At 44.6% G+C, this 16,998-nt stretch carries 14 protein-coding genes; 12 read left to right on the top strand and 2 right to left on the bottom strand.

Going from position 1 to position 16,998, the window contains the following annotated elements:
• Positions 1 to 92: 92 nt before the first annotated feature.
• The 10 genes from AC58UW_RS01305 to AC58UW_RS01260 all read left to right on the top strand — a co-directional run bounded on the left by AC58UW_RS01305 (position 93) and on the right by AC58UW_RS01260 (position 12,408).
• Positions 93 to 1,712, top strand: a complete 1,620-nt coding sequence (locus AC58UW_RS01305; protein ID WP_497418916.1) for an extracellular solute-binding protein — start codon at positions 93 to 95, stop codon at positions 1,710 to 1,712.
• 85 nt (positions 1,713 to 1,797) lie between these two features.
• Positions 1,798 to 3,837, top strand: a complete 2,040-nt coding sequence (locus tag AC58UW_RS01300) for an alpha-galactosidase (RefSeq protein ID WP_497418915.1) — start codon at positions 1,798 to 1,800, stop codon at positions 3,835 to 3,837.
• Between the two features lie 110 nt (positions 3,838 to 3,947).
• A complete protein-coding gene (locus AC58UW_RS01295; protein WP_497418914.1) occupies positions 3,948 to 4,547 on the top strand; it encodes a TetR/AcrR family transcriptional regulator in 600 nt (199 codons plus the stop codon).
• A 63-nt stretch (positions 4,548 to 4,610) separates the two neighbouring features.
• Positions 4,611 to 5,807 carry an MFS transporter gene (locus AC58UW_RS01290; protein ID WP_497418913.1) on the top strand — a complete coding sequence of 399 codons (1,197 nt, stop codon included), beginning with the start codon at positions 4,611 to 4,613 and terminating at the stop codon, positions 5,805 to 5,807.
• Between the two features lie 282 nt (positions 5,808 to 6,089).
• A complete protein-coding gene (locus AC58UW_RS01285; RefSeq protein ID WP_497418912.1) occupies positions 6,090 to 6,974 on the top strand; it encodes a carbohydrate ABC transporter permease in 885 nt (294 codons plus the stop codon).
• A 21-nt stretch (positions 6,975 to 6,995) separates the two neighbouring features.
• Positions 6,996 to 7,919, top strand: a complete 924-nt coding sequence (locus tag AC58UW_RS01280; RefSeq protein WP_497418911.1) for a carbohydrate ABC transporter permease — start codon at positions 6,996 to 6,998, stop codon at positions 7,917 to 7,919.
• A gap of 92 nt (positions 7,920 to 8,011) precedes the next feature.
• Positions 8,012 to 9,316, top strand: coding sequence for an extracellular solute-binding protein (locus AC58UW_RS01275; RefSeq protein WP_497418910.1), 1,305 nt, complete (start codon positions 8,012 to 8,014; stop codon positions 9,314 to 9,316).
• Between the two features lie 15 nt (positions 9,317 to 9,331).
• Positions 9,332 to 10,054 (top strand): glycerophosphodiester phosphodiesterase, encoded by a 723-nt coding sequence (locus tag AC58UW_RS01270; protein WP_497418909.1) that lies wholly within the window; start codon positions 9,332 to 9,334, stop codon positions 10,052 to 10,054.
• A gap of 12 nt (positions 10,055 to 10,066) precedes the next feature.
• The gene (locus AC58UW_RS01265) at positions 10,067 to 11,263 is read left to right on the top strand and encodes an ROK family transcriptional regulator (RefSeq protein ID WP_497418908.1); all 1,197 of its coding nucleotides are present in this window, start codon (positions 10,067 to 10,069) and stop codon (positions 11,261 to 11,263) included.
• Positions 11,260 to 12,408 (top strand): MFS transporter, encoded by a 1,149-nt coding sequence (locus AC58UW_RS01260; protein WP_497418907.1) that lies wholly within the window; start codon positions 11,260 to 11,262, stop codon positions 12,406 to 12,408. The genes AC58UW_RS01265 and AC58UW_RS01260 overlap by 4 nt, the downstream gene beginning before the upstream one ends.
• Before the next feature lie 165 nt (positions 12,409 to 12,573).
• On the opposite strand, the gene AC58UW_RS01255 is transcribed toward AC58UW_RS01260, so the two are convergent.
• Complete coding sequence (locus AC58UW_RS01255; protein ID WP_497418906.1) at positions 12,574 to 13,362, bottom strand: GNAT family N-acetyltransferase; 789 nt, start codon at positions 13,360 to 13,362, stop codon at positions 12,574 to 12,576.
• A 381-nt stretch (positions 13,363 to 13,743) separates the two neighbouring features.
• Between AC58UW_RS01255 and AC58UW_RS01250 the strand changes: the two genes are divergently transcribed.
• A complete protein-coding gene (locus AC58UW_RS01250; RefSeq protein ID WP_497418905.1) occupies positions 13,744 to 14,403 on the top strand; it encodes a type 1 glutamine amidotransferase domain-containing protein in 660 nt (219 codons plus the stop codon).
• A gap of 243 nt (positions 14,404 to 14,646) precedes the next feature.
• Positions 14,647 to 15,528 carry a LysR family transcriptional regulator gene (locus tag AC58UW_RS01245; protein ID WP_497418904.1) on the top strand — a complete coding sequence of 294 codons (882 nt, stop codon included), beginning with the start codon at positions 14,647 to 14,649 and terminating at the stop codon, positions 15,526 to 15,528.
• Between the two features lie 510 nt (positions 15,529 to 16,038).
• Here the strand turns inward: AC58UW_RS01245 and AC58UW_RS01240 are convergent.
• On the bottom strand, positions 16,039 to 16,911 hold the full coding sequence (locus tag AC58UW_RS01240; protein ID WP_497418903.1) for a LysR family transcriptional regulator: 873 nt from the start codon (positions 16,909 to 16,911) through the stop codon (positions 16,039 to 16,041).
• Between the last annotated feature and the right edge of the window lie 87 nt (positions 16,912 to 16,998).

Here is a 16,998-nt window from a genome sequence, read left to right as displayed (position 1 = left end):
TAGGTATGAAAGGCGGTGGTTTGGGGCGGATCTTGCATGAAGCAATGAATTTGCAGTAATTAATCATGATGAGTCGAGGGGGAAATAGTTCTATGTTTAAAACAAGGAAAACGTTCAACGTCCTGCTTTCAACGGTACTAATGGGTTCTGTCATCGCTGGCTGCTCCACAAAGGAAAATACAGCTTCTTCCAGCGAGAAACCAGCTGTTTCAGCAGATAGCAAAGCAAACGATACGACGCCGATTAAATTGACGTTTTTTGATAAAAATACAGGCGATGCCTTCACGAATGAGGTTGCCAAAGAAATTACGAAACGGACAGGTGTTACGATCGAAATTCAGCAGCCGACGGGCAATCCTGCGGAGAAACTGAATCTGATGCTCGCCAGCAGCGATCTGCCGGATGTCGTGCTGATGGACCGTGGAGGCGATATCGTCAGCAAATATATTGCTGCTGGGGCGATCATTCCGCTAGATGATCTGATTGCGAAATTCGGTCCCAACGTGAAAAAAATGTACGGCGACACCTTGAACAAGACACGCTTCACTGACGGAAAGAATTACTATCTTTCCAACTGGTACGGTGCAGAGAACGAGCCGGTATTCGGCATGAGCATGCGGATGGATTGGCTTAAGCAGATCGCGCCTGACAAGGCCGAAGGCGGGAAGCCTTTCACGACGGACGAATTCGAAACGCTGCTGAAAGATTTTAAATCGAAGCTCGGTAAAGTCGACGGCAAAGACGTATTCCCAATGTCGTTTAACGGTGAAAATATGAGTGCCGTGCTAGGAACGTTTAAAGGCATGTGGGGAATGAAGTCCTTTTATGAAAATAACGGGACGCTGAAATACGATGTGAAAGATCCAAAATATAAGGATATGCTGCTGTATTTGAACAAACTGTATCGTGAAGGCTTAATCGACCCGGAATGGCCGGTCAACAAGAAGCAGACATGGGAGCAGAAAATTTCTAACGGTCTCGTCTTCGCAACACCAGGCGCTTATTGGGATTTCGGTACGCCGAATGGCGTGCTGAAGAAATCAGGCGGACCCGAAAAGCAGATGTATCCTTATAAAATTGTAGGACCTGGCGTCGACCCGTCTAAGACAACATTGGGGCCTAAGAGCACGCTCGGCTGGGATGCGATTGCCATTACGAAGACGAACAAAAATCCTGAAAGAACGATGAAGCTCATTGACTTCCTGGCAAGCGAAGAAGGCCAGTACCTGCTCATGTGGGGCATCGAGGGTGTTCATTGGGATATGAAGGACGGCAAACATACGCCGCGTCCGGAAGTGCTCCAAGGATTTAAAGACGATTGGGATAACTATGCGAAGAAAACCGGTATCCGTAAATGGACTTGGTTCGTTAAGAACGGCAAAGGCTCCGACGGTACGCCGTTTGATTTGCCAGGCCGTTACATACGCGGTGAAATTGACCAGATGGCGCTCAAGAACTTGTCGGATACGGTATGGGATACATCGATATACGACAACTTGGGCCCAGCCGGCGGCACGCCAGATGCGTTAGTCAGTCAAAAGGTTACCGATATTATGAACCAAACGATTACCAAAATCATTATTTCTAAGAGCGAAGCCGATGCAGCTGCTCTGTTCGATAAAATGCTTGCTGACATGAAGGCAGCCGGTGACGAGAAAGTAGAGAAAATCCTTAGCGACAACTATAAGAAACGCACGGATCTTTGGAAATAAGGATGCGGTTCAGGGAGGCCGGAGCATAATCCGGCTTCCTTTTTTCTTTTATCAGCTATGCATATGGAAGGGAGCGGGTTTATCAATGGCATCCGATATTAGGATTCAAATGACCAATGGGCAAGTGATTGGGGAAAATGAAGCATGCCGAATTACAATCGATTTGACGAGCGGTTCGGCTGATTATGAATGGTCTTCCGGCAGCGGAGTGACAGGCGCTTATAGTACAGCGAAGCTTGGAGAGAAGCTTGTTCGATCGACCGAATACACGGAGCACAGACTGGACGATGGAGGCGCTCGAACGATTCACGATGATTTCGGTTCTGGCTGCCAATTTTCCGTCATTCATACCGCTGAAGAGCTTCCCGTCATGCGACAAACATTTTGGATGTATGAAACATTGCCCTACTTTTTCGTTCAAGTTGCGTTAGAGGGCGGAACTGATGCACTGGAGACGAACTATATGTCGCCGTTGACGGTTGATGCAGCACTGGGATCATCGGCGATTTCATTGGGGACAGGCGCAGCCGAACTGAGGGCGCTGCTAATTCCTTTCGATAACGACAAGTGGGTACGTTACGAATCAGTCGTCATGCCCGGCCAGTTGGAAAGCTACGAGGTTACCGCTATTCTTGAGCCAGCCTCCAGAAAAGGCTTAATCGTCGGTTCTGTCACACATGAGACATGGAAAACCGGGCTGAAAGTCGCCGGAGAAGAAGGAGCAGCGATCCATCGATTGGAAGTATACGGCGGAGCGGCCGGCGAGTATACGCGCGATACGGTTCCTCACGGGTCGCTAATCGGGCAAACCATTGCTTCACCTCGAATCTTTGTAGGTATGTATGACGATTATAGAGAGGGACTGGAACAATTCGGGATGGCGAATGCCAAAGTGGCGCCTCCGCTTCGATGGGAGCACGGTGTTCCTTTCGGATGGAATAGCTGGTCGGCCGCAGGGGCTGACCTTGACTACGATCTTTATGTCCATACATCGGACTTCTTGAAAAGCTTATACGACGGAGGTTTCCACCATCATGGGACCGTCTACATCAACTTTGATTCGTTCTGGACAAACTTAAGCGAGGTGCAGCTCGAGGACGCCGTGCGTCACGTTCGTGACAACGGGCAGAAAGCAGGCATTTATTGGACGCCTTTTGCCTTCTGGGGGAATGATTTCGACCGGATTGTGGAAGGAACGGACGGCAAGTATACGTATCGAGATCTCTTGCTTCAAGATGATCAAGGGCAAATATTGCCTGATTTGGACGGCGGGCTTGCGATCGATCCTACGCACCCGGGCAGTCTGCTGCGAACGGAGTGGTACCTGGAGCGTTATGTCCGAGCGGGTTTCGAATATATTAAGCTTGATTTCCTCGGCCATGGTGCTCTGGAAGGAAGGCACTTCGACCCAGAGATACGTACAGGAATTCAGGCATACAACTTTGGCATGGAGCTAATCAAGAGAAGGCTCGATCCGGAAGTGATCGGACGCCCGTTCTTTATTAATTTGTCTATCGCGCCGATGTTCCCGCATCAATATGCCCATAGCCGGCGCATTTCCTGTGATGCCTTCGGTACTTTGAAAGATACGGAATATATGTTGAATTCACTTACTTATGGCTGGTGGATGAATGGGACTTTGTTTCCTTACAATGATCCTGATCACACCGTGCTGTACAAAAGCTTTAACCAAGAACCTACGATAACGCAGGAAGGTCGCAGCCGTCTTAACGCTTCCATTATTGCCGGGACGGTTCTCTTGATGGGAGACGATTTCCGTCTGGAGGAAGCGAGAGACAGGGCCAGCGCCTGGTTGACCCGCTCGGAGCTGCTAGAAATCGGACGGACAGGAAAGAGCTTTAAGCCGCATGAGGGAAATATCCATAACTCTGCTGATGATGTTTTCTTCAAAATGGAAGGAAATAAGGAAGTTTATATCGCGGTGTTTAACTATAATAAAGATGAAACGGTTGAGAAAACCATTTCCGTAGAGCGTTTGGGCCTGCCCAAAGAGGACTCTTATACGCTATTTGATCTTTGGGAGGAAACTGCCCTTTCATCGTCAGGGGATATCCAGGTTCGCTTGGAACCGGCCATGTCGAAAGTTTTCAAGTTGTTAATATAACGAGGTTTGCAATGATTTCAATAATCACCTATAATACTGAATGAATGTTCAGTATTATAGGTGATTTTCATTTTTAAGATCTGCAAGCTAGAAGGTGTGGTGAAGCATGTGTGAATAAAAAGAAACAACAAACCGAGCAAACGAAGAAAAAGATTGCTGATGCCGCAAGAGTTTTATTTGCTCAAAAGGGCTACAAAGCAACCGCTATAGAAGACATTGTAAAAGCAGTCGGGTGCAGTGCAGGTAACATTTATTATCATTTCAAGAACAAGGAAGGGCTTTTTCTATATTTACTTGAGGATTGGAACAGGGAATGGGATAGCAATTGGTTGGTCAAGGAAAAGTTGTATACGACTACAATCGATAAATTATACGGCATGGTCGAATATTTGGCGCTTGATCAATTGAATCATCCGCTTACGAGGGCTGCTGATGAGTTTTTCAATAACGCGGAGAAAGCTCCAGATGTGGAGGAGCGAATAAACGCAATGGTCAAAGGGTATATTGACTTTAATCGGCAGTTGCTTCAGAAGGGGATCGATAACAACGAATTTGAAATAACGAATGTCACCGGTCACGCGATTATCTTGGACAGTCTGTTGCTTGGTCTAAGTCAACATAGTCGGAGAATGGAACGAGACGAAGCGCTAGCGGCATATCGGTTGGCTATGAATGTGTTTCTGCAGGGCATTGCCAAGCCGAGCCACTAGCCTTTTTTTCGCAATAATACTGAATATCCATTCAGTATTATTCGATAATAGGAGGAATAATAAATGACATTATTAACAAGACATCAGGGAGCTTTATTAGTACTCATGCTTAATCTTTTTCTAGTCTTTTCGGGAATCGGACTTGTTATTCCTATTATGCCTAAATTCATGGATAGTCTAGGCATTACAGGAGGGATAATCGGCTTGTTGATTGCCTCTTTTTCGCTGACGCAGTTTCTTTGTTCGCCATTAGCGGGTCGTTTGGCCGATTCTTTTGGCAGAAAAAGAATGATTGTCATTGGCATGATTGTGTTCGCCGTCTCAGAGGGAATCTTTGGATTAGCTTGTTCGTCTGTCCTGCTCTTTGTTTCGAGGATGCTAGGCGGCATCAGTGCAGCAATGATCATGCCGGCCGTTATGGCTTACGCAGCAGATATTACGACAAAGGAAGAACGGGCGACAGGGATGGGGTATATTACAGCTGCAATTACGACGGGCTTTATTATTGGACCGGGAGTAGGTGGTTATATTGCTGAATTTGGTATCCGCGTACCGTTTTATTCCGCTGCAGGTGCGGGGCTTTTCGCGGCATGTATCACAATGTTTATCCTTCGGGAGTCGCTGCCTACAAAAGAGATTACAACAGATACGCCACCAAGCGCAGTTGAACGAAGAGGGCTTTTTTCACAATTGAAGTATGCCTACAAAGAGCCCTACTTTTTAAGTTTAATCATCGTTTTTGTTATGTCCTTCGGGCTTGCTAATTATGAAACGATCTACGGGCTTTTTGTGGATCAAAAATTTGGTTTTCAGCCAAAGGATATCGCCTTTATCATAACATTCGGGTCCATAGCTGGCGCCGTAATTCAAGTTACGGCCTTCAGCTGGATTTTGAATCGTTTTGGGGAGCAACGCGTCATTTCTCTTTGTCTTTTCTTTGCAGGTTTGTTTATTCTGCTGACGCTTTTCGTTCACCAATTCTGGATGATTTTTGCTGTTACCTTTGTTGTATTTTTGGCCATCGATATCTTACGGCCAGCCATCAGTACCCAATTGTCAATGGTAGCTAAGGATCAGCAAGGCTATGTTGCCGGCTTGAACTCTGCCTTTACCAGTCTTGGCAATATAGCTGGACCTATTGCAGCAGGTTTTTTATTAGACTTGAATGTCAATTATCCGTATACACTGGCGTGCTTAGTCTTGTTTATTTGTTGCGCCTTATCGGTTAGGGCTACAAGGCTTAGCTTGCAGAGCGCCTAATCATGAAATTAAAAATATAAACGGAGCCCCGCAGGTTTGCGGGCTCCGTTTTCTTGTTTAGAACGGAAATCCTTCCATAATCGCTCGTATTACTCAAATCATTTGGGTTGCAGCCAAATTTATCAACTAAATTTAGATAGACTCTTGCTCTTTTACATTTTCTTAAGAGCAAGTTAACACAGCAATAATCATGGGCTGATAAGCTTGACTCATTAATAAGTCAAATTATTTTACTAAGAGATATCGACAACAATAGCGTGCTCGAAAAGGAGGATCATAGTTTTGAAAGAAAAGAAGTGGAAAACGAACATGGCGGGTTATGTGATGCTCGCGCCTTCCTTGCTGGTGATAGCTATTTTTGTTCTCATCCCTATTTGTTACAGTGCCGGGTTGAGTTTATTTTCTTGGGATATGCTGCGGCCTACCCCAACTTATATCGGATTGGAAAATTATCAGAAACTATTTACGAATGAAGAATTCTATCATTCTTTGAAAATTACGTTTCTGTTCGCTGCGATGACAGTTCCTACTTCCATGCTGGTGGCGCTAATCTTTGCCTTACTGCTGGACAGAGGTTCGAAGAAGCTGATGATCACCTACCGCTCCATGTTTTTTGCGCCGATGGTTACATCGACTGTGGCTATTTCCGCTGTATGGATGTTTATTTTTCATCCGGATCATGGGTTGGCCAATGCTATTTTGGAAAGCTTCGGGTTTCCCGAGCTACGTTGGTTGAATGACGCGAATACGTCGCTCATTTCACTGGCTATTATGTCCATTTGGAAGACGCTTGGCTACAACATCATTATTTTGCTTGCCGGACTTCAAAATACGGATTCAAGTGTTTTAGAAGCAGCAAAAATAGATGGGGCGAATGAATTTCAAATTATCAAGCGGATCCGTATTCCGCTCCTAATGCCTTCCATTTTTCTGTTGCTGATCTTGCTGACAATTGAACAGTTCCAGACTTTTACACAAGTAAACGTGATGACGAAAGGCGGTCCGGCTAAGAGTACAGAGTTGATCGTCGTTCAACTTTACCATTATGCTTTTGAGCTATTCCAAATGGGCTATGCTTCAGCGATATCCATGGTGATTTTTGGGATTGTGTTAAGTTTGGTACTGATCCAAATGCTTGTAATAGGCCGAAAAGTTCACTACCAATGATTGATAAAGGAGCGAATGAAGTTGGAAATATTATCACCGTCTACGCTACTAGAAAAGCAAGCCAATACGCCTCAAGATAATCAACCAGCAAGACCCCAATTATTAGCAAAACCGAGTCGATTCAAAAAGGTCAGAATCAGCGCTTGGGTTACGCATATAGTCCTTCTAGCTTGTTCGTTATTCATGGTAATTCCATTTATCTGGATGTTCTTAGCAGCGGTAAAGTCAACGGAAGAAATCTTCTCTGGTTCATTTCTTAGTTTACCTGAGGTTTGGCATTGGGAGCATTTTGCAGAGGCTTGGAAGATGGCACCGTTTAGCCGATTCTTTGTGAACAGTTTTGTTATGTCGGTAGGGGTTGTCCTAGGCCAGATTATCACATGCTCGATGGCCGCATATGCATTTTCCTGGGTACCTTTGAAGGGGAAAAATATTCTATTCATTCTAGTGGTGGCATCGACGATCGTTCCTTTCGAGTCCACCATGATTCCTTCTTATTTGGTGATCAAGGAGCTTGGGTGGATCAATAGCTATGCTGGACTCATTGCACCAAGTATTACAAGCGTGTTTGGCATATTTTTACTGCGGCAATTTTTCATGACGATTCCCCGTGATCTGATGGATGCTGCGAGAATGGATGGCTGTGGTCACTTCCGTACACTGCTGCAGGTCGTGCTGCCAATTTCCAAAACTGTCTTAGCTACGCTCAGCTTGTTTGCCTTTCTGCATGCATGGAACAACTACTTGTGGCCTCTCCTTATTACAAATTCTTCGGAAATGCGGACTGTTCAGGTAGGACTTCGCTATATGATGGACGTGGAAAAAGGTATCCAATGGCCTCATTTAATGGCTGCTTCCACATTCATTATTATGCCTGTACTTCTGTTTTTCCTATTAACTCAAAAATACTTTGTTAGAGGGGTGATGCATTCAAGCGTGAAGTAAGCATCTTATTGGTAGAAAATGTGTCATTACAGAGATAAATTTTCGGATAGGTTTATTCATTTAATCTAAAAAAAAGTGGAGGAAATAAATTTATGAAGAAGTTATTAGTAGTAGTAATGTCGCTTTCTATGATCGGCTTGACTGCATGCGGCGCAGCCAAAGACGCCCAAACCAGCCCAGCCGCAACATCAAATGCTCCAGCAGCTACAAATTCGGCTGAACAAAAACCAGTGACACTAACCTTATGGTCAACGAACAAGGATATGCTAGCGGATCAAGTGAAAGCTTTTGAAGCGCAGCATCCTAACGTGAAAATAAAGGCTGAATTTATGGGCGGTTACGATGAAATGGCCCAGAAGGTTATGGCCGCAGTCGTTTCGAACACGCTTCCCAACATCGTGCAGCTAGGTCAGCGTTACGGGATTCCGCAAATGGCTGACAGCGGGAAGATGATTCCAATTGAGCAATTTATTAGCGATCAAGAGAAGAATGATGTATACCCTGCGTTCTGGGATCGTTTCCGATATAAAGACAAGCTTTGGACGATTCCGTTCAACAGCAGCACACCTATGTTATATGTGAATAAAACGCTACTCGATCAAGCAGGATTAAAAGCACCGAACACATGGGATGAGTTGGTAACAGCAGCAAAGGCATTAACGAAAGACACGAACGGCGATGGAAAAACGGATGTTTGGGGATTTAACACAGCAGCCGATTCCCCTTGGTATTTCCAACCGATGACATGGAACCGCGGTGGCACGATTATCGATAAGAGCGGCAAAGTGACAGTCAACGGCAAAGAAGCTGTAGAAGTGCTTAAATCATTCCAGGATTTGGTCAATGTGGACAAAGCGATGGCGCCGAATCAGCACAAAACTGCGGAAGAGGATTTTGCTTCAGGCAAGCTTGCTATGATCTTTAAATCCGGTTCTGCGCTTGCGGCAACGCAAGATCAGGTTGGTAAGAAATTCGAGGTTAGTGTCGCTTTCCTTCCTATGATTAAGGATCGTAATGTACCGATCGGTGGGAACAGTCTGGGGATCTTTAAATCTACACCGGAATTGGAAAAAGCGTCATGGGATTTCGTTTCGTTTGCTACCAATACAGAGAATGCGGCGAAATTCAGCATGTCGTCGGGTTATGCGCCGATCAAAAAATCTGCGACGGCATCCGAACCGTTCCAAAAGAAATTGAAAGATGACCCTAGTTTCAAAACAATTATGGATCAAAACCAATACTTGAGAAACCAACCTATGCATCCTGCTGATTCACTAATCTGGAACGGTCTGGTCACCGCACTGGAAACGGTGGAAGGGGATCCGAAGGCTGATCCGCAAAAAGTATTAGATAAGCTGCAAGCTGATGTAGACGGTTTTATGAAAACTTATAAATAAGGGAGTGGTTCGACCATGTTTATGAATTTAGCTCATCGTGGAGCCTCGGAATACGCACCAGAAAACACGTTTGCCGCTTTTTACAAAGGAATCGAAATGGGTGCTAACGGGATAGAAACCGATTTGAAAATGACAAAGGACGGCGTCCTGATTTTATTTCATGACAATGAACTTCAGCGCACGACCAACGGTCAAGGACTCCCTTCAGAATATACCTGGAAGGAGCTCCAAGAGCTCGATGCCGGTTCGTGGTTCTCACCTCTTTACGCAGGTGAGAGACTGGTATCGTTTGAACAGTTTCTGCATTATTTCGCCAGAAAAAATATCATCTATGCTTTAGAGTTGAAAGACAAAGGAATTGAGCTTCCTGTTCTAGAAATGATCAATCAATACGGCATCCGAAACCAATCGACGGTTACTTCTTTTTCGTACGATAATATCAAAGCCATGCGAGAGGCGGACTCTGACATCAGGATTGGACATTTGATCCGCAAAATTGATGTGGAAGCCATCGAGAGGCTGAAGGAAATCAACGCACAGCAAATTTGCCCATCCACTGAGCTGCTTACGGAAGAGGATGTCCTCCTAGCCAAATCACACGGTCTAGAGGTTAGAGCATGGGGCGCATTTACCATGGAGCTTATGCATCATGCCTTGAAGTGCGGCGTCGACGGGACGACCATCAATTTCCCTGATAAGCTTACAGAAGTCTTAACCATGCAAGAGGAGCTTAAATAGGAGGAAATACATTTGAACGAGGATTATAACAGCTTCCGATGGATGAAGCTTCATAACCAGAAAAAAGTGCTGGAGCTCCTCCATCAAGAGAGACTTATTTCACGCATTGACATTGCGCGAAGAGCCAATCTTCAGAAACAGACGGTGACCAATATTGTAAACGAACTGCTAACCGATCAGTTAGTCACTGAGGAAGCTGTCCTTGCAAAAAAAGGGGTCGGGCGCAAGCCCGTCCTTCTTCGTTTGTTAGGGGAGAACCTGATTGCTGTCGGTGTCGAAGTGACGAAAAGCTACCTATCCGGTATGGTTATGGACTACAATAAGACGGTCATTTATCAACATAAAATTACTTTTCCAGTACCTTTTTCCACGAATGAACCTTCATTTCAAGGGGAAGCTCTTCTCGATGCATTGATTGAACTTATCGATTTATTACTTGAACATGTTCCTCCTTATGGTAAAAACCTAGGAATCTGTGTGGGAATCCAAGGAATTATTGACCCCATCAAGGGCGAGGTGATTCATTCCCCTTATTTGGGATGGCACCATGTTGCTGTTAAGCAGCGCTTGGCAGAAAGGTATCCCGTACCTGTTTACGTTGAAAATAATGTTAGAGCTTTTGCAAGGGGCGAGGTCTGGTCGAGAACCGGGGAGAACGGTGCGGGTTTGAGCCATGCTTTATGCATTTACTTGGACGAAGGCGTCGGGGCGGCATTGGTTATGAACGGGCAGGTCTACACCGGTGCGAATCACTATGCGGGTGAAATGGGCCACATGAAGATTAGCGCGGGCGGCCCTTTGTGTTATTGCGGAAAAAGAGGCTGCCTCGAAGCTTATGTTTCCGTACAAAGAATCATGCATGAGCTTAATTTGACAGGCGGGTCGTTTTCTCAAACGATAAAGCGGCTGGAAGATGGGGATACAATGGCTCTAGCTGTATTAGAAGAAGTGGGACGGCACATTGGCTTCGTCATTGGCAATGTCTTAAATTTGCTGAATTCTGCAGCGGTTATCATCGGGGGAGAGTTGACACTGGCATCCCGTTGGATTAAAGCATCGTTAACCCAGACGTTAGGCCATACTGCAATTGCCACAATAACTGATACGCCGATTTATTTTTCCGACTATAGTCGTAACAACTGTGCCTTGGGAGCAGCCGCACTCGTATTTCACGAATGGATATTGCAATCGGGAGCTAGTAAAGGATGATAGTGAAACACCGCAATACGCTGCTGTTCTTCAGCTCGTTCTACTTTCTTTACTATGGAACTACAGCATTTAGTATGATTTACCTGCCTATTCTTTTAAAAAATAAATCACTGCTCCCTGGACAAATCGGAACACTGCTCGGTATTGCTCCCGTCATCAGTCTGCTTGCACAGCCGTTCTGGGGTTGGTTAAGCGATTCAATCGGTGGTGTGAAGAAGATCGCCCTGTTATGTATGGCAGGGCTTACCTTCGGACTGGGCGTTCTTCTGGTATCGGACAGTCCTCTGGGCATTTATGCGAGTTTAATCATGTTCATGTTTTTTTCCTGTTCGGTCGTACCTTTAACAGATTCATGGAATTTGACGCTTAGCACTCAAAATGGTTTTTCATTCGGCAGTTTGCGAATTTGGGGCAGTCTTGGTTTTGCTGCAGTTGCTCCAATTATGGGGTGGGTGGCTCTTAAGTTTGGATCCATGGGGCTTTACGGTCTTTTTGTTATGTCAATCCTTTTTGCTATGGCCGCTCTACTCCCGATTCCTGACGAAAAGCGGCAGGAACCGATCAAAGTGAATCTGCTGGTACAGTTACGAGCCCTCAAGAAGCCAGCAATTTTGGCGGTTCTGCTGCCCTTATTTGTACTTGGCACAGGGGGCCGCGCCGTCGATAGTTTTATCAGTATTTACATGACCCAGTCTGGGGTATCGGAGCTGTTAGTGGGGCTTAGCTGGACATTAGCTGCTTTAAGCGAGATTCCGTTCTTTTATTTTGTATCGCGTTGGATACAAAAAATAGGGCCAATTCGGATATTAGCGGCGGCGTCTGCGGTTTATGCGGTTCGATGGTTCGTGCTGTATATGTTCAGCGGCAGCGAAATATTCTTTGCCGTGCAGTTATTGCAAGGTGGTTCCTATGTGTTGTTGTATGTCGGGGCAATGACGTACATTCGGTCGCAATTCCCGGAAACCCTTCGTTCTACGGCACAAATGATGACATCCGTGTGGTTGTTCAGCTTACCAGGGATTTTTGGGAATGGATTAGGCGGTATTGTGTACCAAAGAGCACCACAGGCTTTATTTTTGTGTGCTTCCATCTTAGCTTGTGTCGCCTTCATGATGCTAATTCTGTTTCCTCGTTACCAAAGGTGACCAATTGGTATGATGATGACATAGAGGAATAAGCGAAAAAACAAGAAAAGACCGATTGGACGGGGGGAAGACTCGGCCAAACGGTCTTTTTTACTTGCACACATTTAAACGCTAGTCAATCGACTCACGGTCATGAAAAGCTGAAACCGCGTCGACGTAGCCTCTTTATCCTATATAAAAATCGATGGTGACTTCTTCGCTGAATCCCAGCGCTCGATATACGCTGACTCCCATCTCGCTTGACTGCAGCACGGCTAGCTTCCCGCCTGCGGCTTGTCCTTCACGAAGGGCATGCGCTGTCAAAGCACTTCCGATCCCTCCCCGCCGGTACTCTTCAGACGTAGCCACATTGTAAATGCCGATCGTTTCTCCATCCTGAAAGGCAGTAACAACTCCTGCAGGACGGCCATCCAGGAATCCGACATAATGCTGTAATTTGGCTTGTTCACCGAGTCCTAACCATTCATTAACTTGCATGAATGCATCGCCTAGTTCTCCCTGTAGGCCGAATGCGGGAAGTGCAATCTCTTTGAACCATGAGAATTCCGATTTTGTTCGGATAGGTTTGATGTCGAAGTTGGGAATCGTTGGGGCATTGTACGTCCAATCCGCAAGGGAAAGTGACATCCCCGGTGAGTGACCGGACTTTTTAAGTCCTTGTTCCTCTAGTACCCTTGCCAACTCAGCGGCGTCGGTATCATGCGACCAGATCAGCCAAGAGAACGGGAGTTTAGATGCCCGGTAACGGTCGGCAATCGATGCGATATCGGTAATAGCTCCTTTGGAATTCAATCCTTCATAGGTAATAATACGATTAAATAGGGGATGAGGGAGATCGCTCTCGTAACGAATCGCTTGTGGCGTCTTCACGAAGGATATACGGGGAGAGGAGCCGCTCATTTGCTTCATAATATGAATCATGTTTTGTTTAATGATTTCAGGCGTGCTTGTCATGGTTTGACCTCACTTGGTAATAGATTAACCGCCATCGATCCACGGAGGTTTGTATGCGGAATGGCACTACATTATTGTAAATGGTAATATTTCGGCAAGCAAATAACGAAATCTTACTACTCGTATAAGTATTTTTATCAATAGGCGGCTGTGCATTCTTTTCATATCATCCCTCATAACCTTTGATTATGACTCCCCCAACATATCTGTAGTACAATCCGCAGCGCAGAGGTGTTACAGTATGTTTACCGCCTAAACGAAAGGCGAATGCAATTGCTGTAATTCTCTGAAAAAAAATAGCCATATTTGTGTGATGTGTATTAAGCATCTTAGAGGCAATAATATCAATCGTGAGTCAACTAGGTTAAGGGGGAAATTACAATGACAAAACGTATTCTAATGGTAGTTACGACTGCCGATAAAATAAATGAGACAGAACGAACAGGCTTATGGTTATCAGAATTTGTAGAGCCGTACATCGCATTTGACAAAAAAGGGTATGAAGTTACGATAGCAAGCCCATTAGGAGGGAAGGTCCCACTAGATCATAGAAGCCTGGAAGGCGCATCTCAAGAGATGTTAGATATGGCCAAATATCTGCAAGATACCATTAAGCTGGAAAATGTGAACGATATTCATTCTTATAATGCCATTTTCATCCCGGGTGGACATGGAACGATGTTCGATATGCCAGATAACGAGTTGCTTCAATCGATGATTCGTACGATGTATGAATCCGGCAAAGTCGTTGCTGCTGTTTGTCACGGTCCTGCAGCCCTTGTTGGGGTGAAATTGTCGGATGGTACGCCATTGGTAGCAGGAAAAACGATCGCTACTTTTACCGATGAGGAAGAAAGAGAAACGACATTGGACAAATACATGCCATTCTTATTAGAAACACGACTTCGCGAATTGGGAGCTACTATCGTATTAACACCAAACTGGACGGATAATGTTCAAGTTGATGGGAATCTCATTACGAGTCAGAATCCACAATCTGCGGAAAGTGCCGCGCGGGAAGTTATTCGTCAACTAGGTTAATCGCGAAACTGATTCATAAAAAACGAACTTACAAGCACTTGTAAGTTCGTTTTTTTATTCCCATGTACTCCCCGAATAAGTCTAGCTTCCGCCATAACTATTCGTTATGCCCTTCCTAACCAAATGGTAGTACAATCCTCGGATTCGTAGTGTTACTGTATGGCTACAGCAAGTCGTATTAATTAACCTGTAAATCTTACAATTACATTATTTGGTTCTTTCATAAAAAAGGAAGGAGTAGCTATGGTCGATTTTGAATGGTACAGAAGCTTTATTGCCATTTTTAAGCACAATTCAGTTTCGGAGGCTGCTAAGACACGGATTATGACCCAACCAGCGATGAGTCAGCACCTTGCTTGCCTTGAATCCGAAGTTGGTGAACTGTTGTTCACTCGAACTGCACGAAAAATGGTACCGACCGAACGAGGAAAGCAGCTGTATTCTCATCTAGCACCTCTTATTGAGTCATTAGAGGAAAAGACAATGGGATTAAAATTGCATTTATCACCTACCATGATTACGATTAAAATCGGTGCCATACCAGAGTTGTTCACCGAGAAAATATTGCCTCATCTGCCAAGCTTGAATCTGAATACGATAACGTATTTCGGCGGAACGGACCAATCACTGGAGCTTCTCAAAGAGGAACGTGTAGATATTATTTTAACCAATCAAAGATTCATGACGCCTGGTATCGAATACGTACGGCTTATGGAAGAGAGCTTTGTCATTATTGCACCGTTTGAAATGGTGGTGCCGGATTTCACACTTTTGAAGGATAGGGAACGATGGCTTTCAGAGCAAAAATGGATCAGTTACGGCCTTGAGCTTCCTATTATTAGAAGGTACTGGAAAGAGTATTTCAAAAAAGGGCCACTAATTAATCCAGTCCATGTCATTCCTAGCTTTGATTTGATTTTAAAAGCAATTGAAGAAGGGGCCGGGGTGAGTCTACTCCCAACCCATGTTCTGAGGCATCAGAAGGTTTCAGAGCCTAGATGGAAAATGGTATTCGAAGATATGATGGTTCATAACGAAATATTAATTGGGTTTAAGTCGAAGCATAAGCACGTACTCATCATCAATGAATTTATTAAGAATGTGTGCGAGCACAATGAAGGATGATCCGAATGAGGACTGCGAAACTTTCCATGCTCTTTCTGGAGAGATTGAAGCTTGGGTCGGAGATACCTGTCATAAGGAGCACGAATCTTCGAGATATGGAAAACCCTAAGTTCGGACCGTTTAACGGTAGTTTCTTTAGCTATTTCTGCTGAGACGCTTTAATGGATCAATCCCGCAGAACTGGGTAACCAATTGGGTAGTGGATTACTATAAGCAACGCCAATTTCTACTGCTATTTTCTGCAATTGTTCTACTATAGCCCAATTAAATGGATTTTCTACATCTAATTTAGCGAAATTCACCAGATTTTAGGTAACTACCGACGCTTTAGCTGGACTTTCTACCGCTAATTCTATTGCTGCTACCGAGAAGCGTAGATTAACGGTAGTTTCTCCAGCTATTTCAGCAGAGGAGCCTTGATGGGGCATCCCATGACTGATGGTTTATGAAATTTGATATAGGCTGATGAGATGGAAGTTGGCTGTATAGGAAGTTTTTTTTATTTTAGTGTTATTTCGTGTTCGGATTCATTAAAGTTAACAACTGTTTACTTATCGATTTGTCGCGAGTAATTACTGAGATTTGACGGTTCAATCCAAAATCAGTAATGGGGATTGCTTTAATCGTATCCTTGGCTTGGACAATGAAGATTTCAGGCAAAATGGTTACCCCCAAGTTGGCGTGTACAAATCCAAGGATGCTTTGTCCCAATTCAATTTCCAACGCAATATGTAACGTTTCATCTCTAGTTGAAAACTCCTTCTCAACCAACATCCTAACATCACACCCCTCAGGCAACATGACGAAGAGGTCATCCTTTATCTCATCAAAGGATACTTTTTCTTTATTACCATACTTGGGATGACCCACGTTAACAAATAAGAAGAAATTTTCCTTAAAGACAGGTGTCGAATGATAATTATGCTGCACACCTCTGTCATCAAATAAGGCAGCATCAATGGTGCCGTTTTCTATATTTTTTAGCAAGTCAAAAAAACTGTAAAATACTCTGATTTTGAACGCCGCTTTGATTTCTTCCTGTTTATTAGCTGCCATAAGGCTAGGTAAATAAATAGTCGCAATGCTTGGCCAAGATCCAATTACAAGGTCTAGTTTTCCCTCTTCTTGACTTAATGTAATCTCTCTTCTCAGCTCATGGAGTTCGTTCATAATTTTCTTGCTTCTTTCAAGTAAAATCTGACCAGGCTGCGTCAAAGTCACGCCAGTGGAGGAACGCACCAACAATTGCGCTCCCACTTCATCCTCTAAATTGCGAATTTGTTTGCTTAAGGCGGGCTGACTAATATGCAAGATTTCACTAGCTTTCGTTAAACTTTTCGTTTCCGCCGTCTGCCGGAAGGCTTCTAACCATTCGATCTTCACGTCCATCCCCCCATAACCTTTTGTTATTCCTCACCAAACATATCGGTAGTTCGATTCACAGCTCTGCGATGTTACAGTATGGATACG

The organism is Paenibacillus sp. J22R160 (assembly GCF_059692135.1).
The sequence above is the reverse complement of the archived record's forward strand: the minus strand, read 5'-3'. Positions and strand labels throughout refer to the sequence as shown.